Genomic DNA, 25,949 nt, shown 5'->3' with positions numbered 1-25,949 from the left:
CAAAAAGAGGAAATACTCATACTTGCCGACTATCTTTTGATCTTGCAAGGATGAGGAAAGCTATCCAAAGGAAAATAAAATGTCGGAACAAAGGATTAGATTGGATTCAGAATTAACCATTCGAAATATTCAGCCCATATTTACACAACTTTCAGCACTTCTCACCCATGACGAGGAGCTGCATATCGATGCTAGCCAATTATCTAGGGTCGACACTGCCGGAGCCCAGCTCCTCTATCTATTTTCCCGAACATGCGCATCCCGCTCTCTAAAAGTCGACTGGCTTAACTGTCGGCCAGAACTTAAAGCCAATTTAGAAAATCTAGGAATTAGTATTCCCGAGATAGCCATCCAGGAGTTACCAGCCGAACAGGATGAGGAAAAAATCCTATGAAAAAAATACTCGCGGTCGATGATTCGGCTTCCATGCGTCAGATGGTCTGTTTCACCCTAAAAACGGCTGGATTCGACGTAACAGAGGCCTGTAATGGAGACGAAGCCCTAAAAGTAGCCCAACAAGGCGAATACGATCTAGTTATCTCAGATGTGAATATGCCCATCATGGATGGCCTCACCCTAATTCGTAATCTACGCACCTTACCAAACTATAAATTTACCCCCCTATTGATGCTGACAACTGAGTCGGGTACAGAAAAGAAGCAAGAGGGTCGCTCCGCAGGTGCTACCGGCTGGATAGTTAAGCCCTTCAACCCGGATCAGTTACTTGCAACCGTGCGTAAGGTGCTTGGTTAACAGCATACAAATCATCAGATGGACCTAACGGATATTTAATATGGAAATCGATCTCAGTCAATTCAGTCAAGTATTCTTCGAGGAGAGTCTAGAAGGCTTAGACGCCATGGAGTCAGAGCTGCTAAACCTAGACGTCACTAGCCCCGACGATGAAGCTATTAACACCATTTTCCGTGCGGCTCACTCCATTAAGGGAGGCAGTGCCACTTTCGGTTTCAGTCAAGTCGCTAATTACACTCATCTGCTAGAAACCTTGCTTGATGAGATCCGCGACGGTCGTAGACAGATGACCAGCGAACATCAAGAAATGCTGCTGCTATCCGTCGACCTGCTACGAAACATGTTCGATGCCTTGATGCGCAAAATAGATTTCGACGATCCCCAGCTCGCTCAACTCGAGGAGCAGTTTAATATCGAGATCGACAAAGGCACTCAGGACTCAGCCCCAAAAGAGCCTGACTCTAGTAGCGACACATCAACAGAAGAAGAAAGCCTAGGCCTACATCGTTGGATTATAGATTTCCAAGCCGGTGTCGATATTCTCCGATGTGGTAACGATCCTTACCTCATGTTCAACGAACTCAGTCAGTTGGGAGATCTAAGCGTCAATTTGGCCGAACACTCATCACCTGAGTTTACTGATATAGATCCAGAAGCCTGTTACCTCAATTGGCAACTTGAGCTGATTACAGACCAGCCCTTAGAACGGCTCCATGAGGTATTTGAATGGGTCGAAGATGAGTGCAGCATAAGTTACTCCTCTACCCCAATCATGAATGAGAATACCGAACTAGATAATGAAGTCTCGACTATAGCGCCAAGCGGTCAAGATCTCTCTCAAGAATCTGCGAGCGAAGCCGTTCAGGCTAATGTAGAAAGCAATCGAGTCGACGAAACCAAGGCATCTAGCCAAGGATCTAAACCTAAGGCGGTCTCACAGGCTAAAACCCCCGAGACCAGCTCGATTCGTGTCAGCATCGACAAGATAGATCTGCTGATAAACATGGTGGGAGAACTGGTTATTACCCAAGCCATGCTTGGACAAATAGGCCAACAGGATGAGATAGATGAAGAATCACTCATAGCCCTCAAACAAGGACTGGAACAACTCGCCACCCACACCCGGGATCTGCAAGAGAGTGTCATGCAGATCCGTATGCTCCCCATCAGCTTCGCCTTCAATCGATTCCCTAGACTAGTTCGCGATATAGGTCAGCAACTAGGCAAGAAAGTGAATCTAGTATTGAAAGGGGAAGATACCGAACTAGACAAGACTGTGATGGAGAAGATCGTCGACCCCATGGTACATCTGGTGCGTAACTCATTGGATCATGGCTTAGAAACACCAGCAGAACGCCTCGCCAAAGGTAAATCAGAAGTCGGCACCATCACTCTCAACGCCTTTCATCAGGGCGGCAGCATCATCATAGAAATAATAGACGACGGAGCCGGTCTGGATACCGATAGAATTCTTCGTAAAGCCAGGGAAAAGGGACTGGTCGGTCAGGAGGAAGAACTCAGCACAGAGGCTATTCATAAGTTGATCTTCAAGCCCGGATTCTCCACCGCTGATGCGGTCTCAGACCTCTCGGGACGCGGCGTGGGCATGGATGTGGTCAGACGAAACATCAATGATCTTAACGGCACCATAGAGCTTAAATCCATCCAAGATAAGGGCAGCCGTTTTACCATTAGGTTACCTCTAACACTCGCCATACTCGATGGACAACTAGTCAGAGTGGGCAAGCATATCTATGTCGTGCCTCTGGTTTCCATTCATGAATCATTACAGGTCGAGCCAAACAAGATCAATCGCCTCAGCGACGGACACGAACTGATACAGCTAAGAAACGAATACCTACCTGTGATCAAGGTGTACCAAGAGTTTCGTCATACTTCAGATGCCAAAGAGATCAAAGACGGCCTGGTCATGGTTGTCGACTCCAATAACGAGAAAATAGGTTTATTGGTGGATGAACTCTTGTCACAACAACAGGTGGTAATCAAGAGCCTGGAGGACAACTACAACCGGGTTCCTGGCGTATCTGGTGCCACTATCTTGGGTGATGGCACGGTTGCACTCATCATAGATGTTACCGGATTAGTGAGCATGGCTGGCATTACCAATATTAAAGAACACGCAGCCTAACCAGACTCAGAAGCAACACCCTAGATAATGGCCAAGATAAAACAACAAATAGATCAAACAGACTAAGAATTAACACGCTGGATATTTGCCGAGATAAAACAACAAATAGATCAAACAGACTAAGAATTAACACGCTGGATAGCGCTGAAAATAACAGATTAAGGAAGATGGAGCCTGACGAGATGACAGAGCAAATTCAAAATGAACCACCCCAGCACGATCATGGGATGAAGCAAGATAACGATGAAGACAGTCAACAGTACCTAACCTTCATCATGGCCAACGAAGAGTACGGAGTCGAAATATTATCGGTACAGGAGATCCGAGGCTGGGAGTCCACCACAGTGATCCCCAATGCACCTAGCCATGTTAAGGGAGTAATTAACCTTCGGGGGACCATAGTGCCCATCATAGATCTCCGCCAACGCTTCGGCATCGAAGTCTTAGATTATGGTGCTACAACTGTAGTTATCGTGGTCAAGGTAGCCATAGCTAACGAACATAAGGTCATAGGTATAGTCGTCGATGCAGTATCCGATGTATTCAGCGTCAATAATGACGATGTACGTGACGCCCCAAATTTCGGTGAAGGCACAGATCTCTCTTTCATCAAAGGCTTAACTAATGCCAGCGATAAAATGGTGATCTTGCTCGATATCAACATGTTACTCGGTAGCGAAGTCTTACCCGAAGCTGAGCAACTCTCTAACTTAATCAATACGCTTGATGCTCCCCAGCAGCAAGTGGTTAATGCGTAAACTGGTATAACGAGGATAAACGAATGGAAGCACAAAACTCCAACCTATCAAATGTGAACAGCTTACCAGTAGCCGGATTGGTGGTCAGCATAGTTGCATTAGGGTTATCATTTGCAGGACAGGCAGGAAGCTGGGTTGCAGCAACCCAAATTCTTGCGATAATACTTATAGCCGCTGGCGTCATCAAGTTCAACCGCTGGCATAAGATGTTTGAACAAGCATTAACCGAAGTCAGTAATGCCTTAATCAGCAATGAAGCGCCTAAATTTTCAGACTTATTTTTGCCAGGCTGGGAACTGCTTACTAGCCGAATAGATGAGTTATATCAGAAGCGTCAGCGCGACGAGACGGCCCTGAAGGCATTGGATATCTGTAACGCCAACGTCATGATGGCCGATGCGGATCACAATATCACCTACCTCAATGACGCGGTCAACGTCATGATGACCAAGAATGAGAAAACGCTACAGACCGAACTCACTGGCTTCGATGTGAAAAAGCTGGTCGGACAGAATATCGATATATTTCATAAGAACCCGGCGCACCAGAGACGCATGATAGACGGGTTAACCACCACCTATGAAACCACCATCCAAGTTGCAGGCCTCCACTTTAATCTAATCGCCAATCCTATTTTCAATAATGGTGTTCGTACCGGAACCGTCGTCGAATGGCAGGACATTACGGCTAAACTTGCCCGTGAAGCCGAAGAGAAGCAGCAAGCCGCCGATACTGGTCGTATCAAGCAAGCTCTGGACGTATGTAAGGCCAATGTCATGATGGCCGATGCCGATTACAACATCATCTACCTCAATGAATCACTCAATGAGATGCTCAGCGAGAACGAGCGCACCCTGCAACAGAGTCTGGCTAAATTCGATATGAAGACCCTAATGGGCACTAATATAGATATTTTCCACAAGAACCCGGCTCACCAGCGTGGCATGCTAGACAAGCTCACCAGTACTTACGCCACCAGCATAGAAGTCTCGGGACTCACTTTCGACCTTATCGCCACCCCGGTATTCGATAACGGTGTACGTACAGGTACCGTTGTAGAGTGGCAAGATATCACGGCTAAGCTAGCAAAAGAGAAAGAGGAAGCTAAGCAGGCCGCCGATACTAGCCGTATCAAGCAAGCACTGGACGTATGTAAGGCTAACGTCATGATGGCCGATGCGGACTACGAGATCATCTATTTCAATGACTCACTCACCGAGATGCTCACCGAGAACGAGAAGACGCTACAGCAGGAGCTTAGAAGCTTCGATATGAAGACACTATTGGGTGCCAATATCGATATCTTCCATAAGAACCCGGCTCATCAGCGCGGCATGCTAGACAAGCTAACCAGCACCTACGAGACCAGCATACAAATCTCGGGACTCACCTTCGAACTTATCGCCACCCCGGTTTTCGATAAGGGTCAGCGAACTGGTACTGTAGTCGAATGGCAAGATGTCACGGCTAAGCTTGTCAAAGAAAAAGAGGAGCAGGAACTGGCAGCCGATACCAACCGTATCAAGCAAGCATTGGATGTCTGTAAAGCTAACGTCATGATGGCCGATGCAGACTACAAGATCATCTACTTCAATGACTCTCTCAACGAGATGCTCAGCGAGAATGAGAAGACCCTAAAACAGAGCCTGAAAAAGTTTGATATGAGGACCCTGATGGGCAGCAATATCGATATTTTCCATAAGAACCCGGCTCACCAAAGAGGCATGTTAGACAAGCTTACGGAAACCTATTCAACCAGCATACAAGTCTCCGGACTCACCTTCGAGCTTATAGCCACCCCGGTATTCGATAATAGTCAGCGCACAGGAACTGTGGTTGAGTGGCAAGATGTCACCGCTAAGTTAGCCAGAGAGAAAGAGGAGAAGCAGCAAGCCGCCGAGACAGGCCGTATCAAGCAGGCACTGGATGTGTGTAAGGCCAACGTCATGATGGCCGATGCAGACTACAACATCATCTATTTCAATGAATCACTCAACGAGATGCTTGGCGAGAATGAGAGAACCCTGAAACAGAGCCTGAGTCGCTTCGATATGCGCACCTTGATGGGAAGTAATATCGATATATTCCATAAGAACCCGGCTCATCAGCGTGGCATGTTAGATAGGCTCACGGAAACCTTCGAGACCAACATCGAGGTATCTGGCCTCACCTTCGGTCTCATCGCCACCCCAGTATTCGATAATGGCGAACGCACCGGCACAGTCGTCGAGTGGCAAGATTTGACCGATAAGTTAGCCAGAGAAGCCGAAGAGCAGCAGCTAGCGGCAGAAAATGCCCGCATCAAGCAGGCACTGGACAATGTCTCCGCCAATACCATGGTGGCAGATGCCGATCTTAACATCATCTATATGAACAATGCCGTGGGTAACATGTTCAGAAACGCACAGTCCGACATCATCAAGGATCTACCTAACTTCGATGCTAATAATCTTATTGGCGTCAATATCGATGACTTCCATAAGAATCCGGCCCATCAGCGTGGCCTGCTAGGTGGACTAACATCCACTTACTCGAGCCAGCTATTAATTGGTGGGCGTACCTTCAAGGTGGTGGCTAATCCTATCAAGGATGACAAGGGTGATCGCATAGGCACAGTCGTCGAATGGACAGATCGCACCGCAGAAGTTGCCATCGAGCATGAGATCGACACCATCATCTCGTCAGCCGCGGCAGGAGACTTGAGTCATAGAGTCTCCACCGAAGGTAAGGATGGCTTCTTCCTCAACCTCTCTAACGGCCTAAACCGCTTAGTGGGTATCGCAGATAACGTTATCTCGGATGTGGTCAACATGTTCGACGGCTTAGCCAAGGGAGATTTGACCCGTCAGATCAATGGCGAGTACGAGGGGCAGTTCGGTAAGCTGCAGACAGATGCCAATGCTACGGTATCCAGACTCACCGAAGTCTTAGGCGGCATCAGTGAATCGGCCAACACAGTCACCTCCGGCGCCGAAGAGATAGCTCAGGGTAACGCAGACTTGAGTCAACGAACCGAGGAGCAAGCCGCATCTCTGGAAGAAACGGCCTCTAGCATGGAGCAGATGACAGCGACGGTAACCCAGAGTGCTCAAAATGCCACCCTGGCAAATGAATTGGCCCAGGAAGCCAACTCCAAGGCCGAACATGGCGGTAAGGTGGTCGAGCAGGCCGTCTCAGCCATGGAAGCCATCAACGATTCGAGCAAGCGGATCTCCGATATTATCGGGGTTATCGACGAGATAGCCTTCCAGACCAACCTACTCGCACTTAACGCCGCCGTAGAGGCAGCAAGAGCGGGCGAGCAGGGACGCGGTTTTGCGGTAGTTGCTGGCGAGGTGCGTAATCTTGCTCAACGAAGTGCCGGCGCCGCCAAGGAGATCAAGGAGCTTATTCGCGATAGTGTGGGCAAGGTGACCGATGGCACTCAGCTAGTGAACCAGTCAGGTGAAACCCTGGAAGATATCGTACAAGCGGTAACGAAAGTCGCCGACATGATAAGCCAGATAAGTATCGCCTCAGATCAGCAGTCTTCCGGCATCCAAGAAGTCAACAAGGCTATCTCCCAGATGGATGAGATGACCCAACAGAACGCTGCGCTGGTAGAGCAAGTATCGGCAGCAGGTGAAGCCATGGCAGACCAAGCTAGGAATATGAAGACTCAGCTTGGCTTCTTCCAAACCAGTGGCAATACCAGCTCTGGGATGGCATCCGCGCCACTGGCCTTAGTCTCGGGAGACACCCACGGCAACCTCAGCATAAGCAAAGAGGAGTGGAACGAGTTTTAATGACTTAGTTGCATTGCATAGGAGTTAATCCATAGACAGGCCTTATTTTCATGCAAGGTCTGTCTAGGTTCTGTAACTGCAGAGGTTTATAGCAAGTAGCATTAACAAGGAGATATAAACATTGGAGCTCGTAGACAAAAAAGAATTTTCTATGACAAAGAAAAACTTCGAATTCATTCAGAGCCTTGCCTATGAAGAGACGGGGATAGTTCTTCCTGAAAGGAAGAAACATATGGTCTACTCCAGACTCAGTAGACGCCTGCGTCATTTAGGCTTAGATAACTTTAACCAATATTGTGACCATATACAGAGTGAACCCGGCGAGTTAATGAATTTCGTCAACGCCTTGACCACCAACCTAACCGCTTTCTTTAGGGAGGAACACCATTTCGACTACCTAGATAAAGAGATAACACCGCTATGGAGAAGACGACGTAATAAACGTTTACGGATCTGGTCTTCAGCCTGCTCAACCGGCGAAGAGCCTTACAGTATCGCCATGACACTGGCAGAACATTTTTCCGGGTCCGAGTGGGATCTAAAAATACTGGCCACAGATCTCGATACTAATGTGCTTAGCAAGGCAGCTAAAGGCTGTTATGCCGAGGACAGCATCACAGGGCTGGCGGATCGATATCGTAAAAAGTATATAAAAATCACACCAAATGGTATCCAGATAAAACAGAGCATTCAGAATAAGATCCACTTCAAGCAGCTAAATTTATTACAGAAGTGGCCTATGACAGGTCCATTCGATGTGATTTTTTGCCGTAATGTGCTCATCTATTTCGATAATGAAACTAAGGCCAAGATCATAGCTAAATTTAGAAAACTGCTCGCCCCGGACGGGCTACTCTTCATCGGGCACTCAGAAACTCTGACAAATTTATCTGATGAATTCGAGCTTATAGGTCAAACCATATATCAGCCACTGCGAGGCGGTCACGCCAAGGTTATTGGTGAGAGAAAAAAAGCAGTTATCGGCTAGAAACAACAAGCAAGTTTATGGCTTTAGCCATTAGTCGAAGCCAGGATGCAGATAGACCACAAGGATGAAACTATGATTAGCGTGTTAGTGATAGACGACTCACCATTAGTAAGGCAATTGCTTAGCCATCTGCTAAACAGTGCCGACGATATCAAGGTCGTCGCCACCGCAGAAGATCCCTATGAAGCGCGCGATCTAATCAAGAAGTTAAATCCAGATGTACTCACCTTAGATATAGAGATGCCTAAGATGGACGGCATTGCCTTCCTCAGAAATATCATGAAACTCAGGCCTATGCCTGTGGTTATGGTGTCGACCCTGACAGCCAAGGGGGCTGCGATTACCTTAGAGGCCCTCTCGATCGGGGCTGTGGATTTTATCTCTAAACCTAAGGCCGATCTCACCCACCAACTTATGGAATATAAGCAGGAACTCATAGACAAGGTTCATCTCGCCTACAAGAGCAAGGCTCGTCCCAGATCCCTATCCGCTTCGATAACGAAACCACTCAATGGGGAGATGTTCACTAATAGACTCATAGCCATAGGGGCCTCAACCGGCGGCACCGAAGCGATCCAGAGTGTGCTAAGGCAAATGCCCTCGAACACACCACCTGTGGTGATAGCTCAGCATATTCCAGCGGCATTTAGCGCCTCATTTGCTAGGCGTCTAGACAACAATTGCGTGATGAAAGTGATAGAGGCTCGGGGAGGAGAACGACTCAGACAAGGAACCGCCTACCTGGCTCCCGGCAACAAGCACATGATAATAGAACGTAGAGGCGGCTTACTCTTCACCAAACTGGTAGACAGCGATCCCGTGAACCGCCATAAGCCTTCGGTGGATGTGCTATTTAACAGTGTCGCCGAATCAGCGGCCAAATCCACCATAGGCATAATTCTTACCGGCATGGGTAAAGATGGTGTCAAAGGCCTACTGAATCTGAAAAACAGGGGCGCCTACACTATCGCCCAAGATGAGGCCAGCTCGGTAGTATGGGGCATGCCTGGAGCCGCGGTAGAACTGAACGCCCACCACGAGCAGATGCATCTGGATAGGATCCCGCAAAAACTGCTATTCCTGCTGAAGACAGAAAATAGTAAGGCAAGTTAACACATGAGTTCCTAGGCTCTAGAACCTAGGAACTAAGCCCTCTATTCCTTACTCCATGAACCATCATCATTGGGACGCACCCAAGCTTGAGAGAACCAGTAATAACCGCTCTTTGTTTTACTCGGCACGGTGCAATTATATCTGGATCTTCCTGGTGGCAGATCAAACTCGGCACGAATGGAAAACTCATTTTCACTCAACCAGAGAGGCTTCTTAGCCCCTTGCCCCTGAATGAAACACATCATTTGGTGGGGATAGATATCGCTGATATCCAGAGTAAGAGTGAGCTCGGGTCGCCAATTGCCATCTTTAAGCTCAGAATCTTTAGGCGTTAACGATAAAACCGGCATATTCAGGCTGTGCATCTTCACTTTAAGGCTGGCGAGATCCGCATAGACGCCAGCAACGGGAAAACGCGGCAAGGCAGTCAGGGACGAATACCTCCCGGCAGCACCCGACTGCTGACCTAAGCCGACAAAACCATTGCGACTTATAATATCTTCGAGAGCCTGATTATATTCGCCATAGGGATAAGCAAACATCTTATGATCTTGTCCTGTGGCCTTGCGTATTTCGGCTTCGGAATCGAGAATATTCTTCTCGGTGCGCAATATCCATTGCGGTTCCGTTTCTCCTGCCAATTTACGAATAAGGTGCTCGTGCCCCCAACTATGATTGGCTATTTCGGCGCCCTCTTTCGACAGTTTGATCAACTCCTCCCAACTCATCATGCCTCTGTATTTAGCCTTAATAGGCTCAATCGAGACAAATAGCGTGTAGGGAAAACCGTATTCCTTTAAGATGGGGGACGCCGTCTCGGCAACACTCTTGTAGCCATCATCGAAAGTGATCACCACGGTCTTTTCCGCTATCGGTCTCAGATTTCTAATAGCGTCCACAACCTGAGACAGTGGTACCACAATAAAATCATTATCGGCCAGATACTGCATCTGCTCCTTGAACTGAGCCGGTGTCACGCTGGTGATGGCCGGGGTGCCATCCGACACATGATGATACAGCAAGATCACCGCAGCCTGGGCCGTGAAGGCCTGAAGCGATAAACTGAATAACACCAAAAGTGTTATCAGGGCATTCTTAAACATAATATAAAACCTCTGAGATGATATGACCCCTGTCGAACTTATTCGTAACAAACAGAAAAACAGACAGCTACTGGCACTCGCCCTACCCATGATATTGTCCAATATCACAGTACCCCTGCTGGGTCTGGTGGACACAGCTGTCGTGGGCCATCTAAGCAATGCTTATTACTTAGGGGGGGTCGCCGTCGGGTCAACAATTATCACCCTAATTCTTTGGATGCTGGGCTTTCTTCGTATGGCAACCACAGGACTCGTCGCCCAGTCTTATGGTGCAGGAGACACACAAGCCCAATATAAATTACTGCTACAAGCCAGCAGTTTAGCGCTTATTTTAGGGTTAAGCGCGGTACTTCTGCAACTTCCCATACTCAATACTGCCCTGATGCTCACAGATGCAAGTCTAGAAGTGCAGAGATATACCCGGGAATATTTTGAAATAAGGATCTGGTCTACTCCCTTCGCCCTGCTCAATCTGGTGCTATTAGGCTGGCTACTTGGCAGGCAGCAACCTAAGGCCGCCATGTGGCAATTAATCGTCGCTAACCTAGCCAATATTGGCCTGGATCTGCTATTTGTCCTAGGGCTAGGATGGGGCGTTCAAGGGGCGGCTCTAGCCTCTGTATTTGCCGATATGTCCGGATTTATGGTGGCCTTAACCATGGTCTACAAACAAGTTCAAAAAACCGGTGGCTTCGATTTCCTTAAGCTTTACAAGAGCCTCAGCCTAAGTAGCTACCATAAACTCCTCAGCCTCAATGCCGACATATTCGTTCGTAGCCTCTGCTTGCAAATAGCCTTCGCTTTTATGACGTTTCATGGCGCCGGTCTGGGTGACAATACAGTCGCAGCCAACGTAATATTACTCAACCTCTTACTGCTCATCAGCTATGCCCTTGATGGCATAGCCTATTACGCCGAGGCCGAAGTCGGTAAGGCCTATGGCCAGCGAAATAAGACATTGATGCGAGAAGCCGTCACTCTGGCCTGGTTCTGGTCGGCCATTTCGGCTCTCTTGTTCACCTTAGTGTTTGCCTTCGGCGGAGAAAGTATCATCAAGATGCTAACCAACATTGAAGAGGTGCGTTCGGTGGCCGATGAATATCTATTTTGGATTGTTTTACTGCCAATCCTATCCTTTGGCTCTTATCTCTTCGATGGCGTGTACATAGGGGCTGCCAAGGGTAAGGTAATGCGAAATAGCATGATTATCTCGACATTTGGCGTGTTTTTTCCAGTATGGTTTTTCCTGCAAGACAGTGGCAACCATGCACTATGGGCCGCAATGAGCTGCTTTATGCTAGCCAGGAGCATAACCCTGACACTGCATTATCGTTATAAGCTGAAAGATGCAGACTTCTAGGTTCTAGGTTCTAGGTTCTAGCAGACATTAAAAAAGCGAGTAGCCTAATAGCTAACTCGCTTTTTTACTCTTTATAATCTAGAAAAAAGGACTAATTCCTCGAATCTAGAAACTTTCTTTACTGATACGAATGCTCACCAGCCTGATGCTCGGTAATGTCTCTAACACCGGTAAGTTCACCTGGGAACATATCGAGTAGCTGCTTCTCGATACCATTTTTCAGGGTTACATCGACCATAGAACAACCGTTACAACCACCACCGAACTGCAGTATGGCCACGCCTTCTTCAGACACTTCCATAAGCATAATGTTACCGCCATGGCTTGCGAGTTGCGGGTTGATCTCGGACTGAATCACATACTCGATACGCTCGTTGAGTGAGGCATCGCTGTTAACTTTACGCATCTTGGCATTAGGCGCCTTGAGGGTAAGTTGTGAACCTAATTGGTCGGTAACGAAATCGATTGTGGCATCTTCGAGGAAAGGCACACTCTTGGCATCGACCATGGCATTAAAGCCAGTAAACTCTAGTTCAGTATCATCGCTTTCGACAGCATCTGGTGGGCAATATGAGACGCCACATTCAGCAGTAGCAGTACCAGGACTGATTACAAATACACGAATATGAGTTCCTTCAGGCTGATCTGCTAACAAGGTAACAAAATGAGCCTGAGCTGCATCGGAAATGGTGATCATTAAGACATGCTCCGTCTGGTAAAACTTGACTGTTTTAGTAAGATATAGAGGTATGATACTCTGACTCTAGGCAGCTTTGTAGTCCCTTTGTAAATTGCTTTGACCTTTATAAGGATCTTATGGGGATATTTTTCGGTTAGATGTCCTTTTAAATTAGACTTTTTCTCTACTGAAACCTAACTTTAACTGTGGCTATAATCTACGCAAACTGATAATTTAACCTTATATTACAAGTATAAAGTTCACTATATATGTTGAAAACTGGCCTTTTCCTGCTGACCTTATTTTGCTCTCTGAGCCTTACATCTCCTGTCATAGCAGCAGACTCACAAAGAGTGATCTCTGTCTCAAATTCGAATTTAGATCCTGTGATCACCTCTCCGGATGCCTTTTTAGGCTACCCATTAGGTCAATGGCACCTGCGTCATGATCAGGTCAACTATTATCTAAAACAACTTGCCAGGGATAGTGCCAAGGTATCCATAGAAGATACAGGACAGAGCCATGAAGCCAGACAACAGCTAACAGCCGTTATCACTTCGAGTGAAAATCAGACCAAATTGAACGATATATTAGCACAGCGTCAAACCGTTAAATCCGGGGCTAATCAGGCGGGTCCCTTAGTTATCTGGCTGGCATATTCTATTCATGGAGATGAGGCCAGTGGTGCCCATGCCGCCTTGTCCCTCAGCTACTTTCTAGCATCTAGCAAGGAACCATGGGTCAAACAATTGCTCGATGAAGCTGTGGTATTGATCACTCCGAGTCAGAACCCAGATGGCATGGACAGGTTTTCAACCTGGACCAATAACTACCGCGGTCAAACCGATGTCAGTGATAGCAACCATAAAGAACACAGGCAAAATTGGCCCAATGGCAGAACCAATCACTATTTCGCCGATCTCAATCGTGATCTCTTGTTCCTCAGACACCCGGAAACCCGAGGCAGAGTGGCCTTATTTCATAGATGGCAGCCCCACTATGTGGGAGACTTTCATGAGATGGGCCGGGATAAGAGTTACTTCTTCCAGCCTGGGGTTCCATCACGCACCAATCCTGCGACCTCCAAGCCTAATCAGTTGCTGACAGAAAAACTGGCTCACTTCCATAGGAAAGCCTTAGATGGCTTGAAACAGAGCTATTTCAGTCGTGAGGGCTTTGACGACTTTTACTATGGTAAGGGTTCAACCTACCCGGATATCAATGGCTCAGTTGGCATCTTATTCGAACAAGCTAGTTCAAGGGGACAGGTACAAATCACCAAAAACGGTGAATTGAGACTCAGCCAAGCCATCGAGAATCAGCTAGCGACTTCAATATCGAGTCTAAAAGGCTGTCTGGCATTAAAAGATGAACTGATTGAATACCAGAGCGACTTCTATCAGGGACGAGATAAAGTCCTGCAACGGGGACGCCAAACAGGCTTCCTTCTGGGCGCACCAGCTAACCGAGCGCGTATAGAAGATCTCACCAAATTGCTAAGCCAACATAAGATTAAATTTTACTATCTGACTAATACAGTTAATCAGGGCGGTATAGATTTCAATCCTGACACCAGCCTGTTTATTCCTATCAATCAACCCCAAAAAAGCCTACTTCTGGCCATGTTTGATAACAGCACGGAATTTGAAGACCCTACATTTTACGATGTATCCAGCTGGAACCTAGAGCATGCCTATCATCTGCAGATGGTACGTAACAGTAAACTAGATATCGATGTGCTCTCCCCACAAGCGCCAGCTAAGTTCAATTTTAAGATGAGTGAACAGGCCGTAGCGGTACTCGTCAATTGGCAACAAGACTTGGCTGCTCCCATGCTACAGGCCTTGCTACAAGATAATCTGCTAGTAAAATTTGCTCTGAAACCCTTTACGATTAAAGTCGCTGGTGAGACTAAGAAATTTCCTGCGGGCACCTTGCAAATACCACTAAAACAAGCTGGACACACAGCAAGTGAAATCAAAGATAAGCTGGTTAAATTGGCCAAGCAATATCCACTTAACTTGTACTCGGTTACCACCAGCGCCTCCACATCAGGAATAGACTTGGGCAGCCCTAGTTTCAAGATTATAAAACCCATAAAACCTCTGTTAATCACAGGTCGAGGCACAGATGCCTCCGAAGTAGGACAGCTCTGGTATTACTTAGACAGTAAGCTTTCCGTACCTGTGACCTTAGTCGATGTGGGCCACATCTCTAAAATAAGGTTAAATAGATACACACATGTGATCATGGCCAGTGGAAATTACTCCTCTTTAGATGAACAATTTGCTAGACAATTAGGTAAATTCACCTCGGATGGTGGCACAGTTATCGCTCAGAAAGGCGCGTTAACTTGGTTGAATAAAAATAACCTGCTTAAGAGTGATATCAAGGATACGCGTTTCTATTTACGCTTATTCGACACCAGAGGTTTAAGCTATGGCGATAAGGAAAAGCTCGCCGCCCGTCAATCCATAGGCGGCGCCATAGTGGAGCTTAAACTCGATCCTAGTAATCCCATAAGCTTCGGTATTAGAGGTAATAGACTGCCCATATTAAAGAATATGGCTATTGGATTAACCACCAGCTCTACTCCCTTCACCGTGGCGGCTAAATACGCCGATGAACCTCTGCTCAGCGGTTATCTGGCCAAAGAATATCAGGCAAGTTTCTCTAATAACCCAGCCATAGTCCTGGAAACACGAGACCAAGGCGCCATAGTTGGCCTCGCAGATAATCTGATGTTCCGTAATATCTGGCTAGGCTCGGAGAAAATTTACGCCAACGCCCTCTATTTCGTCCCCGCATTGAATTAATAACAGGAACTAGTCACCTGTTCTATTTCTAATTGTTTTACCTCCAGTCCTATCACGACAATGGACGTTGGTGGCAGGGACGCCACCGCCGAGCTCACAGGGATGCGCTAGTAGCGTGCCATTGGATTGATAGGATATCCGCATGCTGCAGGCAATAAATTAAACTGAGCTCTTGAACGACAGCAAACTGACAAATAGTAACTATCCAAATTTACTTAGGTTAATTCCAACCTAATCTAGAAGTCCTGGTGCTTCTGCTCTCGCCAGGCACCATACCTGCACATGAATATGTCGCCTCTCGAACAGGGAAGCTATCTCTTTTGCCGTAGTACCCGTCGTCACCACATCATCGATCAGGGCGATACGCTGATAGGGAAAATAATCATCAAGATTAAAGGCATTTTTAAGATTTTTACGCCTCTGCTTACCGGTTAAACCTGCCTGAGATTGAGTGTCTAAGCTTCTAACTAGACTATGTGTCTCGATGGGAATATTGAGCCGTTTACTAAGGGTATCGGCAATTATCCAGGCCTGATTGAAACCACGAGCCTTCAGCCTCGTCTCATGTAGCGGCACAGGCACCAATACCTGAGGTCGATGGATAAACCCAGCCGCTTCCAATTTATGAATACGCGCTACTAATGCAGCCGATAAGGCTGGCAGGCCTGCAAACTGGGCTCGATACTTGATTGACCCTACCCATCGACCTAATCCTTGGTGATAGCTACAAGGTGAGATAACCAGCAGAGGCTCAGTTGATTGGCATGTACCACAATATCGAGATTGGATCTGTAAACCGCGTCCACAACCTAAGCACACCGGCTGTTGGTAAAGACCAGAATCTAGGCATGTAACACAGATCCCGGTACTAGGAAGACTCACGCTTTGATGGCACATCAGACAACGATTGGGTAAACTTGCCCCCAGCCACAGCTTCACATATGCGAACCCTCTGTGTAGGGCCTTCACTCCATCATGTTTTAGTCCAGTGAGCTTAGCTATTTTCATCTACTCCCCCGACTATAGAGGTAATAAGTGAGTCAAGCACAACTGCATATAGAGTCTATAGGCCCGGTATCAGCTCCGGAAATAGTCATGCTACACGGCTGGGGAATGAACAGCGCAGTCTTTACGCCACTTCACCTGTCTCTGTCTGAGTATAGGGTGCACTATGTTGATCTGCCCGGCTTTGGTCATAGTTCAGCCATAGAAGGCGATATTAATGATTGGCTAGAGGTGCTGATATCTAGGCTCCCCGAAAAGGCAATCTGGGTAGGTTGGTCTCTGGGAGGACTGCTGGCTACATTAGCTGCGTTAAACTATCCGAACAGAGTAACAGGACTGGTGACCATAGCTTCATCCCCCTGTTTTATGGCCCGGGAAGAGCAAAAATGGCCGGGGATCCCACCTCATGTACTGTCTCAGTTTGGCGAATCCTTACATAAAGATCTCGGTAAGACGGTGGAACGTTTCCTGACCATTCAGGCGATGGGCAGCGCAACGGCGAAAGAAGATATTAAGCAACTAAAAAAATTGGTGCTAGCGAGGCCACTTCCAGACTCCAAGGCCCTACTTCAAGGCTTAAATATGCTGGAATGTGTCGATCTCAGACCTAAGCTAGACCTGATAAACCTGCCCTGGCTGAGGATATGGGGTCGGTTAGATGGACTAGTCCCCAGACGCGTGCCTCCCCTTATGCCACTAAATGAAACGCTTTACCGAGATATCATACTGCCGAAAGCTTCTCACGCGCCCTTTGTCTCTCACACAGATGAATTTTTAGCAGGTTTTGTGACCTGGATAGAAGAAATAACTAATTAAGCTATCAAGCAACTAACACAGCTTTATCTTTAACTAGTTTATGGTTATTATTTAACCATGCATAATTAAGGAACTCGCTATGTTAGTGGTCACAAACTATCCTCAGGTACCAATAGCGACGACAAACGCCGCTACTGATGCCGCGCGCGTGGATAGCCAGCAAAGACCACCTATCGTTCCCACCCCTGAACTAGTCAAGAGCCACGAAGAGCGCCCATTCACTGCGCAACACGAGCGCACAGCCGAGCAACCAGAGATTCAAGCTAGGCTTAATGAACGAATGCTGGGAAAGCACCAAGGCGGTGGACAGCAACAAGAAGAGAAACAACAGCAAGACACAGAGAAGCAGGCCCAAGCTAGCAGCATAGCCAGAGACCCTCTCAGAGGCAGACCCGCGCTCAATAGACGTGATATTCGTATAGCCCAACAAGCGGACTCTGTAAGTAACCACAAACAAACCCAGCCCCAAAAGGGTGAGCTAGTAGGTCAGAGCAAAGAGTTTTATCAGGCGGTTTCCCTGCATATAACCAGCTTCTATCAAGAGCAGGCTCTTCCAAAAACAGAGCCTGGCATCTCAGCGTTTGTTTAACGCAATAACATTTCACTCGCTTGGCTAGTAGCCCTATTATCTTCCTCATTCTCTAAGGCCAGCAGCAGCTTAGCAGCATCCTCAGCCGGTTTAAACGCAAGCCTCTCTTCTTGGGAAGCACTTCTATACAGGCCTTGCTGATAAGCCATACTGCCCCATAATGCCCAGGACAGAGCCGCTTGCTTCATCTCATCGGATTGAGGTTTGACACTGAGCGTCTCAGTATCGAAGTCATACTTGAAGCCAGTGGCTTCGCGCTCCGGCTGTAGCACCACCACGTCATCACCGCGCATATAGGCCATGTTCTTGTCGTACTGCATCAAAGCGCGGCCAGGCCAATCATCACTCACTCGAGTCAAATCCTGCCCTAACATGGGGTAGCTGTCAGATATGCCAATCATAGACAATAGAGTCGGTGCCATATCAATCTGACTCACCACTCTTAGGTCTTTCTTGGGCTCGACTCCATCACCCAGAATAATCCCTGGGATTCTAAAGCGAGAAATAGGCACTAAGCTGGCACCGCCTACACGACTATCGTGATCGGCCACCACCAAAAATAAAGTATCTTTCCAGTAATCTGACTGCTTAGCTAATTTGAAAAACTCACCGACAGCGTAATCCGCATATTTGACGGCATTATTTACAGTCTGTTTAGGTTGCTCATAGAGCTCAACCTTATCATCAGGAAACTCGAAGGGTTCGTGGTTGCTCGAGCTAAATACTAAACTAAAAAATGGCTTGCCTTCTTTATGGAATTGCTTAAATTCCTGATCTGCCCGGCGCAGAAGATCTTCGTCAGATACCCCCCAGGAAGCCACAAAAGAGGGATTGTCATAATCATCTCCATCGACAATATTACTGAAACCATTTCCCAGGAAGAAACTCTTCATATTATCGAAATGACTCTCTCCACCATAGATAAACTGAGTCTCATAACCATGACTTTTCAAGAGCTCGGCGATAGAGAAGAAGCCCTCTTGGCTCTTACCCAACTTAACCACAGAGCGTGCAGGCGTAGGCGTAAACCCAGTAGTGATGGCTTCGATACCACGCACAGAACGTGTCCCGGTGGCGTAGAGATTCTCAAATGACCAGCCTTCCTTAGACAGTGCATCAATATTTGGCGTCAAGGGAAGACCACCTAAATTTCCCACGAAGCGAGCGCCCAGACTCTCTTGCAAGATGATCACCAAGTTCTTAGGCTTTCCCTGATAACTGGCAGGGTTAAAGGAAACGCTAGGTGCTGATGCTAATGGGAAGCCACTGGGATCTCGGCCACTTTCTCGCCTTATTGTGTCGATTATGGTCTGCTCATCCATGCGGCCATAAATTTTAGCGGCATTAGCTTCATTGCCCATTTGATTGATGGCGAAGAAGAGGGAATATGCCGAGTTAACCACTAGAGAATTGACCAGAGGATCATCGGCAAAGGCGACTAGCGCTGGATTAAGCGGTCTGTGGCCTAAACTCGAGCGGGCACCTAACAGAGTAATCACTATCACAGTTAAAGCGATAACCGGACGCCAGTACCAGCGAGAATAGATGAGATCTCGCAGCAGGTAACCACTGAGTTTCCAACCGCCAACAAGACTTGCCCCGCTAATAAGGAAACCTAAGATCATCTCTAATTTACGCCCGCCCCAAAGCATAGACAATACTTCTTTAGGATAGATAAGGTATTCGATATAGAGACGATTTGGACGAATGCCGTATTCCTGGATAAACGAGGGAGATGAAACTTCCAAGAATAAAATCAGCCAAAGCCCAAGAGTCAGCCAGATACGTAATATCAGCTTCCAACCACGGCCAATGGCGTGATCACCGGAAAAAATTGCTGTACCTAGGGCGGCTACTCCCCACAACCAACATAAGGTAGCTAGATCTACCCTAAGGCCCTGAAGCAAGAGATGGGACCAGCCATCGACAGCCGAAACACGTTCAATTTGCCAGAGTCCCAGACCGATGCGGCTTAAGGTGACTAGAATTAATGCAATGAAGCAGAAACATAAAATGGATCTAAAGGGACCCAAAAAAGAGAAGCGAGAGGCCATTAGAGCACCAAAAGTTAACTAGTGTTAAATCCATAACTCTGCATTCAGATCTATGGAGTGGTCCCTGCGCTATTTACCCTAAATAAGAGTGTCCATGATGGTTTTCACCCTCTTGGGAGTGATATCCAAATATTATGACAGGGTTTATTAACAAAAGTTCACCGACAATTAATAATTACGAAACACATCGGATACACAAAGAAAGCAAACCTAGCAATTTAAGGCTAGATTAGCGTAAGCGATGCAAAAAAAATGTCGAAAGAGAAAACTCTTTCGACACTAATCTAATCTTATTTAGTACATAAGCACTCGCTTACATATTATTTTTTCAACTTGGCAAATGCGTCGGCAAAGGCATTACCCATGGCTGCATTAGCTTGCTTAGGCTGGGACTTGTTGTGTGACTTAGCTTGCTGGTTTGGCTTACTGCCACCTGAATTAGACCTTTGAACCGCTCTCGGCGCTGGCTTATCACCGGCCTTTTCATCTAAACGCATGGTAAGCGCGATACGCTTACGCTCTACATCGATCTCCATCACCTTCACTTTCACCACATCCCCGGCCTTGACTATGGTATGGGGATCACTGATAAATTTATCGGTTAGCGATGAGATATGTACTAGGCCATCCTGGTGAACACCAACATCCACAAAGGCACCGAAGTTAGTCACATTGGTCACCACACCTTCAAGGATCATATCCGGCTTAAGATCTTTAACTTGCTCCACGCCTTCCTTAAATGTGGCCGTCTTGAACTCACCACGGGGATCTCGCCCTGGCTTGTCGAGTTCGGCTAAGATATCTGTCACTGTAGGCAGACCAAACTTATCCGTAATAAACTCTTCCGCCGACAAGGTGCGCAGTAATTCAGTGTTACCCACTAGCGCCTCGACCGCCTGACCCTTGGCCTTAGCTATTGTCTCCACCAGCGAATATGCTTCGGGGTGAACCGAAGATGCATCCAGAGGATTATCACCATCGAAAATTCGCAGGAAGCCAGCGGCTTGCTCATAGGCCTTAGGCCCGAGTCTGGCTACTTTTAATAACTGTTTACGCTGAGTAAACTGACCATTCTCATCTCGATAGGTGACAATATTGCGGGCTAATGTCTTATTGAGGCCAGCCACCTGAGCCAATAGCGGCGCAGATGCCATATTCAGATCTACCCCGACACCATTCACACAATCTTCCACCACACCTTCCAGTGACAAGGAAAGCTGACTCTGACTCACATCATGCTGATACTGGCCTACACCGATAGACTTAGGTTCAATCTTGACTAACTCGGCGAGAGGGTCCTGCAGTCGACGTGCGATAGAGACGGCACCACGAATAGACACATCGAGATCGGGAAATTCATTGGCCGCGAGCTCAGAAGCCGAATAGACAGATGCCCCAGCCTCACTAACCATGATTTTAGTCAGTCTTGGCAGCTCAGCTTTAACACTGGCAATCAATTCAGCAGCCAGCTTATCAGTCTCTCTCGACGCGGTGCCGTTACCCACGGCAATCAGCTCCACCTTATGCATCTTGGCAAGATTGGCTAAGGTACGTACCGACTTATCCCATTGCTTCTGTGGCGCATGGGGGAAAATGGTCGAGTGTGCGACGAGTTTGCCAGTATTGTTAACTATGGCCACCTTAACACCTGATCTCAATCCTGGATCTAGGCCTAAAGTTGTCTTGGCTCCCGCTGGCGCTGCCATGAGGAGATCCCCAAGGTTGCGGGCAAATACATTAATTGCCTCGGACTCTGCATGCTCACGCATCTTAGCGATAAACTCAGTTTCCATCTGTAGCGCAATCTTGATTCGCCAAGTAGCTGTGACTACGGTTTTCAACCATGAATCCACATCACCTGTACTCAGGTTGAGTTTGAAGTGATCGGCAATAATCACCTCACAATAACTGCCTTGCTTAGACTCGTTACTCGGATCTGCGTTCATGCTTAGGCTCAATATGCCTTCATTGCGTCCACGCAACATGGCCAAGGCACGATGAGAAGGTATCTTGCTTAGTTTTTCCGTGTGCTCGAAATAGTCGCGGAACTTAGCCCCTTCCTTCTCTTTTCCCTTAATCATGCGACTCTCGAGAACAGAGTTTTGGCTTAAATGTTGTCTCACTTTCTGCAACAGGGCTGCATCTTCGGCGAAACGCTCCATCAAGATGAAACGAGCCCCGTCCAGCACGAGTTTACTATCAGTAAAACCAGCCTGCGCCTTAATATATTTGGCGGCTTCTTGTTCGATATCGGCATTACGGTTATTAAGCAAGTGATCGGCTAATGGCTTAATACCAGCTTCTATGGCTATTTTCCCCTTAGTACGACGTTTCGGCTTATAGGGCAAATAAAGATCTTCCAGACGTGTCTTGCTGTCGGCCTCAAATAATGCGCGGTTCAGCTCAGGGGTCAGCTTACCTTGAGTATTGATACTGGAGATGATCACATCGCGTCTGTCATTTAAGTCACGCAGATAACTCAACCTAGTGTGTAATGTACGCAGCTGAGTGTCATCTAAGCCACCGGTCGCCTCTTTACGATAACGAGCGACGAAAGGCACAGTAGCACCATCATCGAGTAGGGAGATTGTCGAGCTGACTTGTTGCTCACGGACATTAAGTTCCTGAGCAATGATCTGGGCAATATTGTGCGTCATTTGCATAAAAGTATGGTCGTGCCTGGATAGAAAGAATCTGATGACCATCAAGATACCACAGGCTAAGGTGTGCTTGCATGTGAAAGCGACAGGGATGATCGATCTTATGACAGGAAATCTAGCTTATTGAAACCAGACTACAGCTTATAGATTAGGTAATTTCCCCTTAGGAGTAAAAGCCATGATGAAGGACTCACAATAGATAAATTCTCGAGCATCTCGCCAAGTTTAGATCACAGAGTACACTTTCTCGCGAGCACTGTATGTTCCGGCATTCCTCTGCGATTGATCAACACCTCAAACCCATGTCCTTGCAACCTTTGTTCGATATCTTGCTTATGCCAGGCAGGCACAAAAGGCTCGTATACATGACGGGCTAGCCATTTGAAGTAAATGCCGCTAAAGCCGTACTGCTTCAGCATTGTCCACCAGCTAGCCTTAAACTGAATCGATGAGGGCTCACTGATGGCTAACAAGCCTCCCTCATCTAACACGCGGTGACACTCACCCAGTGCCAAATCGATATACTGAGGTGGCATCTCATGAAACAAAAAACTCGCGGTAATACCATCGAAACGTCTATCGGAAAACTTAAGATCTTCCGCCAGACCTTGAATAAAATTCACTTTTGGATTGGCTTTGGCCCCATGTTTTAACAGGTAAGGCGAAGGGTCTAATCCCCAAACATCTGCAATTCCTTCATCCTTGAGGGCCGCAGCCATGTGACCACCGGCGCAGCCAAGATCTAGCACACGTTTACAGCTATTAAACCAGGAGGCTATTTCTCTTCGTACCGGCTTCATCTTACCGAGCATAGTGACATCGAAGGCGCTGATATAACCCTTGGTAATATTATTGGAATAGTTACCGTTAGGTATGCCGTGAAACTCCTGCTGTAGATATTTAGGCAGGTCCTCTTTACCCAATATTCCTGGGGGGAAACTATCAGGAAGCTCCGCCCGACCATTGCCCTTCTTAAACAGACTACGGAATAACCTGCCCACATTGGTACGGGTCTTAAAATTAATCTCATCGGCCCAGGTGCGAGGCAATTCGATATTCTGCCAGTCTAAGATTAAAGGATCGGAAATGGGATCACGCCTATGGGCCAACTTTTTAGCCGCCATAGGCTCATTCATCCGTAAATGCCTTATATTGAATCTTGTTCACGTACCATTCCTTGGCACCCGAAGGGGTTTGTACCACAATTTCATCATCGACCTGCTTGCCGATAAGCGCACGGGACATGGGTGAATCTATGGTGATATAACCTAGCTTAGTATCCAGCTCATCCTTACCTACGATGCGATACTGAACCACCTCACCGGCCTCATTTTCAAGCTCAACCCAGGCACCGAAGAACACCTTACCCTCCTGCTGGGGAGAATAATCGACGATTTTTAGCTCTTCGACCCGCTTCACCAGATAACGAACCCGGCCGTCTATCTGCCGTAGCAGACGCTTATTATAGGTGTAGTCCGCATTCTCGGATCTATCTCCCTGTGCCGCAGCTTCCTGCACCTTCTTAGTGATCTCAGGGCGATACTCTTTCCAAAGATATTTAAGTTCCTTGTCCAGAGCCTGCCAGCCTTTACGGGTGATTAATAACGCTTTCATTTTCGATCTCTTTTAAATCTATCGAACAATATAATGTGAGTTGAAGCTCCCAATTATCACTTATTCGATAGCAAAAAACTACTCAGTATCGGAGCAAAATATGCTGGCTCACTATCGTTCAATATCACCCATGTATTTTACGCTAGCAGCTTATGACCTCAGGTTAATCCCTCACTGCTAACACTTACCATCAGCTCATCCAGAGTGAACAGCTCCTTAGTTTGTGGATCGAATACTTTGGAGAAGACCTCATCATGATTGAGAAAAGCCTTAAACTCTAAGGCATTACCAGAAGGGTCTAAGATAAACATGCTGGCATGTTCACCGGGAAGTCCTTGGAGCCGTATATGAGGAGCATCGAGAAATTCGTACCCCATAAGCGTGATCCGCTTTGCCAATTGAGACCAGGTCAACTTATCGAGATTGATACCGAAATGAGGGATCTGTACAGACTCCCCATGAAAGTCGGCCTCGAAGGAGTCAAATAGATGCGATGCATCCTCAGGCGTGGCATGCAGCACTAAGTGATGACCATAGAAGTTCACATCTAGATGATGCTCGGTGGCCCGCCCCTCCTTGGCGCCCAATACATCACAATAGAATTGCTTAGCCGCTGGCAGCTGGTGCACAGGAATCGCCAGATGAAATTGGGCTAGAGTCTCAGCCTTCTTCCCTTGCCTATCCCCCACCTCCTGAGCGCCAGATAAGACCGAAGGCATCAGCCTAAGATCTTCTACAGCAGCACTAGCTCGACTCAGGGTGGAATCATCTGGATTCTGATTGAAGATATTCTCCCAGAAGGTGCGCCAAGCGCTCATGCTCTCGTAATAGCCCAGGCCAAGGTCTGCCAAACAGCTCGTATCTTGCGAGACGAGTTCCTCATGGATCAATTGTCGGGTGCGCACCCTATGCTCAATATCATGTTCTCCGATATGCAATTCCCAGAACCTCCAGTCGATAACCGAAGCTTGCTGCTTTATATAAGGGTTTCTCATCATACATTCATAGAGTTTGGTCAGATATATCTGGCAGGTACATTCTCCCCCCATGCCCCGAAAGCCAATTCCGTAGACACTAGTCTGCGCTGGGTCCATCAGTTTTCTACGGGCATTTTCGAGCAATGTGAGGTTATCGCTCAAGGCTAAACTGTCAAAGTCGGTGTTATCAGCCCCTAGGCTAAGTAAGAAATCATCATAGAGTCGAGTGTGAGCCTTTAGCGGATCCCCATAGCCCAACTCGTCGGATAAAATATCTGCCAACAGGCTCCTAAGCTTGCCATCTTTCAGGCGGGCGATAAGTATTGCCAGATCGGCGACATAATATAGGGTGAAGAAACGGTATTGAGTCAAAATGGAAATAAGCCGTTGTGGCGACGCAGTTTCCAGAGCAGCAAACAGGGCCTGTGCATGTAACAGGCATTCGTCCTGTAGTTCATCTGCCTGTGCCCAGAACTCATCCTCGTCAGCAAAATTCAATGATTCGATATTCATCTCGATATTCCTTTTAGGGTCAAAATCCATGGGGTGCAATGCACCTATCAAGAAGCCTGCGACCACTGTAGTCGTCACATGTGAGATACAGTTCGTCAGGCCAATATTATATTAATAATCTAGTCCATAATCGGCGCAAGCGCCTCGGAGCAGGAGAGAAATAACTAAGATCAAAAATATTAGAAAGTTAGAGCAGACATTCGGACTGGTTTAAAGG

19 protein-coding genes are annotated in these 25,949 nt (G+C 47.3%); 11 read left to right on the top strand and 8 right to left on the bottom strand.

Annotated elements, in window-relative coordinates:
* Window positions 1-79: 79 nt before the first annotated feature.
* From SVI_RS00840 to SVI_RS00810, 7 genes are all read left to right on the top strand, one after another.
* Complete coding sequence (locus SVI_RS00840; RefSeq protein ID WP_013049466.1) at window positions 80-394, top strand: STAS domain-containing protein; 315 nt, start codon at window positions 80-82, stop codon at window positions 392-394.
* Window positions 391-753: a response regulator gene (locus tag SVI_RS00835; RefSeq protein WP_013049465.1), complete on the top strand. Its 363-nt coding sequence runs from the start codon at window positions 391-393 to the stop codon at window positions 751-753. Before SVI_RS00840 ends, SVI_RS00835 begins: the two co-directional genes overlap by 4 nt.
* A 40-nt stretch (window positions 754-793) precedes the next feature.
* Window positions 794-2,902, top strand: a complete 2,109-nt coding sequence (locus tag SVI_RS00830; protein ID WP_013049464.1) for a chemotaxis protein CheA — start codon at window positions 794-796, stop codon at window positions 2,900-2,902.
* A 182-nt stretch (window positions 2,903-3,084) separates the two neighbouring features.
* Window positions 3,085-3,660, top strand: coding sequence for a chemotaxis protein CheW (locus SVI_RS00825; protein ID WP_013049463.1), 576 nt, complete (start codon window positions 3,085-3,087; stop codon window positions 3,658-3,660).
* 776 nt (window positions 3,661-4,436) lie between these two features.
* The gene (locus tag SVI_RS00820; RefSeq protein WP_456242868.1) at window positions 4,437-7,445 is read left to right on the top strand and encodes a methyl-accepting chemotaxis protein; all 3,009 of its coding nucleotides are present in this window, start codon (window positions 4,437-4,439) and stop codon (window positions 7,443-7,445) included.
* 151 nt (window positions 7,446-7,596) lie between these two features.
* Window positions 7,597-8,433: a CheR family methyltransferase gene (locus SVI_RS00815; protein WP_049791144.1), complete on the top strand. Its 837-nt coding sequence runs from the start codon at window positions 7,597-7,599 to the stop codon at window positions 8,431-8,433.
* A 72-nt stretch (window positions 8,434-8,505) separates the two neighbouring features.
* Window positions 8,506-9,546, top strand: a complete 1,041-nt coding sequence (locus SVI_RS00810) for a protein-glutamate methylesterase/protein-glutamine glutaminase (protein WP_013049460.1) — start codon at window positions 8,506-8,508, stop codon at window positions 9,544-9,546.
* Between the two features lie 41 nt (window positions 9,547-9,587).
* Here SVI_RS00810 and SVI_RS00805 read toward each other — a convergent pair whose 3' ends face one another.
* Window positions 9,588-10,649, bottom strand: a complete 1,062-nt coding sequence (locus SVI_RS00805) for a polysaccharide deacetylase family protein (RefSeq protein ID WP_013049459.1) — start codon at window positions 10,647-10,649, stop codon at window positions 9,588-9,590.
* A gap of 22 nt (window positions 10,650-10,671) precedes the next feature.
* On the opposite strand from SVI_RS00805, the gene SVI_RS00800 reads away from it, so the two are divergent.
* The gene (locus SVI_RS00800) at window positions 10,672-12,009 is read left to right on the top strand and encodes an MATE family efflux transporter (protein WP_013049458.1); all 1,338 of its coding nucleotides are present in this window, start codon (window positions 10,672-10,674) and stop codon (window positions 12,007-12,009) included.
* Window positions 12,010-12,127: 118 nt separating this feature from the next.
* On the opposite strand, the gene nfuA is transcribed toward SVI_RS00800, so the two are convergent.
* On the bottom strand, window positions 12,128-12,706 hold the full coding sequence (gene nfuA / locus SVI_RS00795) for a Fe-S biogenesis protein NfuA (protein WP_013049457.1): 579 nt from the start codon (window positions 12,704-12,706) through the stop codon (window positions 12,128-12,130).
* A gap of 251 nt (window positions 12,707-12,957) precedes the next feature.
* On the opposite strand from nfuA, the gene SVI_RS00790 reads away from it, so the two are divergent.
* A complete protein-coding gene (locus SVI_RS00790; RefSeq protein WP_013049456.1) occupies window positions 12,958-15,504 on the top strand; it encodes a M14 family zinc carboxypeptidase in 2,547 nt (848 codons plus the stop codon).
* Window positions 15,505-15,735: 231 nt separating this feature from the next.
* On the opposite strand, the gene SVI_RS00785 is transcribed toward SVI_RS00790, so the two are convergent.
* Window positions 15,736-16,512 carry an amidophosphoribosyltransferase gene (locus SVI_RS00785; protein WP_041419546.1) on the bottom strand — a complete coding sequence of 259 codons (777 nt, stop codon included), beginning with the start codon at window positions 16,510-16,512 and terminating at the stop codon, window positions 15,736-15,738.
* A gap of 27 nt (window positions 16,513-16,539) precedes the next feature.
* Between SVI_RS00785 and bioH the strand changes: the two genes are divergently transcribed.
* A complete protein-coding gene (gene bioH / locus SVI_RS00780) occupies window positions 16,540-17,325 on the top strand; it encodes a pimeloyl-ACP methyl ester esterase BioH (RefSeq protein WP_013049454.1) in 786 nt (261 codons plus the stop codon).
* Window positions 17,326-17,404: 79 nt separating this feature from the next.
* Window positions 17,405-17,914: a hypothetical protein gene (locus SVI_RS00775; protein ID WP_013049453.1), complete on the top strand. Its 510-nt coding sequence runs from the start codon at window positions 17,405-17,407 to the stop codon at window positions 17,912-17,914.
* Here SVI_RS00775 and SVI_RS00770 read toward each other — a convergent pair.
* The 5 genes from SVI_RS00770 to SVI_RS20865 all read right to left on the bottom strand — a co-directional run bounded on the left by SVI_RS00770 (window position 17,911) and on the right by SVI_RS20865 (window position 25,810).
* On the bottom strand, window positions 17,911-19,968 hold the full coding sequence (locus SVI_RS00770) for an LTA synthase family protein (RefSeq protein WP_013049452.1): 2,058 nt from the start codon (window positions 19,966-19,968) through the stop codon (window positions 17,911-17,913). The two genes, SVI_RS00775 and SVI_RS00770, sit on opposite strands and share 4 nt — an antisense overlap.
* A gap of 320 nt (window positions 19,969-20,288) precedes the next feature.
* On the bottom strand, window positions 20,289-22,631 hold the full coding sequence (locus SVI_RS00765; RefSeq protein WP_013049451.1) for a Tex family protein: 2,343 nt from the start codon (window positions 22,629-22,631) through the stop codon (window positions 20,289-20,291).
* Window positions 22,632-22,858: 227 nt separating this feature from the next.
* A complete protein-coding gene (locus SVI_RS00760) occupies window positions 22,859-23,764 on the bottom strand; it encodes a class I SAM-dependent methyltransferase (protein WP_013049450.1) in 906 nt (301 codons plus the stop codon).
* Window positions 23,757-24,242, bottom strand: a complete 486-nt coding sequence (gene greB, locus SVI_RS00755; RefSeq protein WP_013049449.1) for a transcription elongation factor GreB — start codon at window positions 24,240-24,242, stop codon at window positions 23,757-23,759. Before greB ends, SVI_RS00760 begins: the two co-directional genes overlap by 8 nt.
* 158 nt (window positions 24,243-24,400) lie before the next feature.
* On the bottom strand, window positions 24,401-25,810 hold the full coding sequence (locus SVI_RS20865; protein ID WP_157608640.1) for an iron-containing redox enzyme family protein: 1,410 nt from the start codon (window positions 25,808-25,810) through the stop codon (window positions 24,401-24,403).
* Window positions 25,811-25,949: the final 139 nt, after the last annotated feature.

Origin of the sequence: Shewanella violacea DSS12 (genome assembly GCF_000091325.1) — a bacterium.
GTDB lineage: Bacteria > Pseudomonadota > Gammaproteobacteria > Enterobacterales > Shewanellaceae > Shewanella > Shewanella violacea.
Note: the sequence above shows the minus strand (reverse complement) of the source record. Positions and strands in the feature narration are given on the sequence as shown.

Excerpts from the sequence above, each read along its gene's own strand:
- SVI_RS00840 (WP_013049466.1), top strand. The coding sequence starts at position 80 with ATGTCGGAACAAAGGATTAGATTGGATTCAGAATTAACCATTCGAAAT.
- SVI_RS00835 (WP_013049465.1), top strand. The coding sequence starts at position 391 with ATGAAAAAAATACTCGCGGTCGATGATTCGGCTTCCATGCGTCAGATG.
- SVI_RS00830 (WP_013049464.1), top strand. The coding sequence starts at position 794 with ATGGAAATCGATCTCAGTCAATTCAGTCAAGTATTCTTCGAGGAGAGT.
- SVI_RS00825 (WP_013049463.1), top strand. The coding sequence starts at position 3,085 with ATGACAGAGCAAATTCAAAATGAACCACCCCAGCACGATCATGGGATG.
- SVI_RS00820 (WP_456242868.1), top strand. The coding sequence starts at position 4,437 with ATGATGGCCGATGCCGATTACAACATCATCTACCTCAATGAATCACTC.
- SVI_RS00815 (WP_049791144.1), top strand. The coding sequence starts at position 7,597 with ATGACAAAGAAAAACTTCGAATTCATTCAGAGCCTTGCCTATGAAGAG.
- SVI_RS00810 (WP_013049460.1), top strand. The coding sequence starts at position 8,506 with ATGATTAGCGTGTTAGTGATAGACGACTCACCATTAGTAAGGCAATTG.
- SVI_RS00805 (WP_013049459.1), bottom strand. The coding sequence starts at position 10,649 with ATGTTTAAGAATGCCCTGATAACACTTTTGGTGTTATTCAGTTTATCG.
- SVI_RS00800 (WP_013049458.1), top strand. The coding sequence starts at position 10,672 with ATGACCCCTGTCGAACTTATTCGTAACAAACAGAAAAACAGACAGCTA.
- nfuA (WP_013049457.1), bottom strand. The coding sequence starts at position 12,706 with ATGATCACCATTTCCGATGCAGCTCAGGCTCATTTTGTTACCTTGTTA.
- SVI_RS00790 (WP_013049456.1), top strand. The coding sequence starts at position 12,958 with ATGTTGAAAACTGGCCTTTTCCTGCTGACCTTATTTTGCTCTCTGAGC.
- SVI_RS00785 (WP_041419546.1), bottom strand. The coding sequence starts at position 16,512 with ATGAAAATAGCTAAGCTCACTGGACTAAAACATGATGGAGTGAAGGCC.
- SVI_RS00775 (WP_013049453.1), top strand. The coding sequence starts at position 17,405 with ATGTTAGTGGTCACAAACTATCCTCAGGTACCAATAGCGACGACAAAC.
- SVI_RS00770 (WP_013049452.1), bottom strand. The coding sequence starts at position 19,968 with ATGGCCTCTCGCTTCTCTTTTTTGGGTCCCTTTAGATCCATTTTATGT.
- SVI_RS00765 (WP_013049451.1), bottom strand. The coding sequence starts at position 22,631 with ATGCAAATGACGCACAATATTGCCCAGATCATTGCTCAGGAACTTAAT.
- SVI_RS00760 (WP_013049450.1), bottom strand. The coding sequence starts at position 23,764 with ATGAATGAGCCTATGGCGGCTAAAAAGTTGGCCCATAGGCGTGATCCC.
- greB (WP_013049449.1), bottom strand. The coding sequence starts at position 24,242 with ATGAAAGCGTTATTAATCACCCGTAAAGGCTGGCAGGCTCTGGACAAG.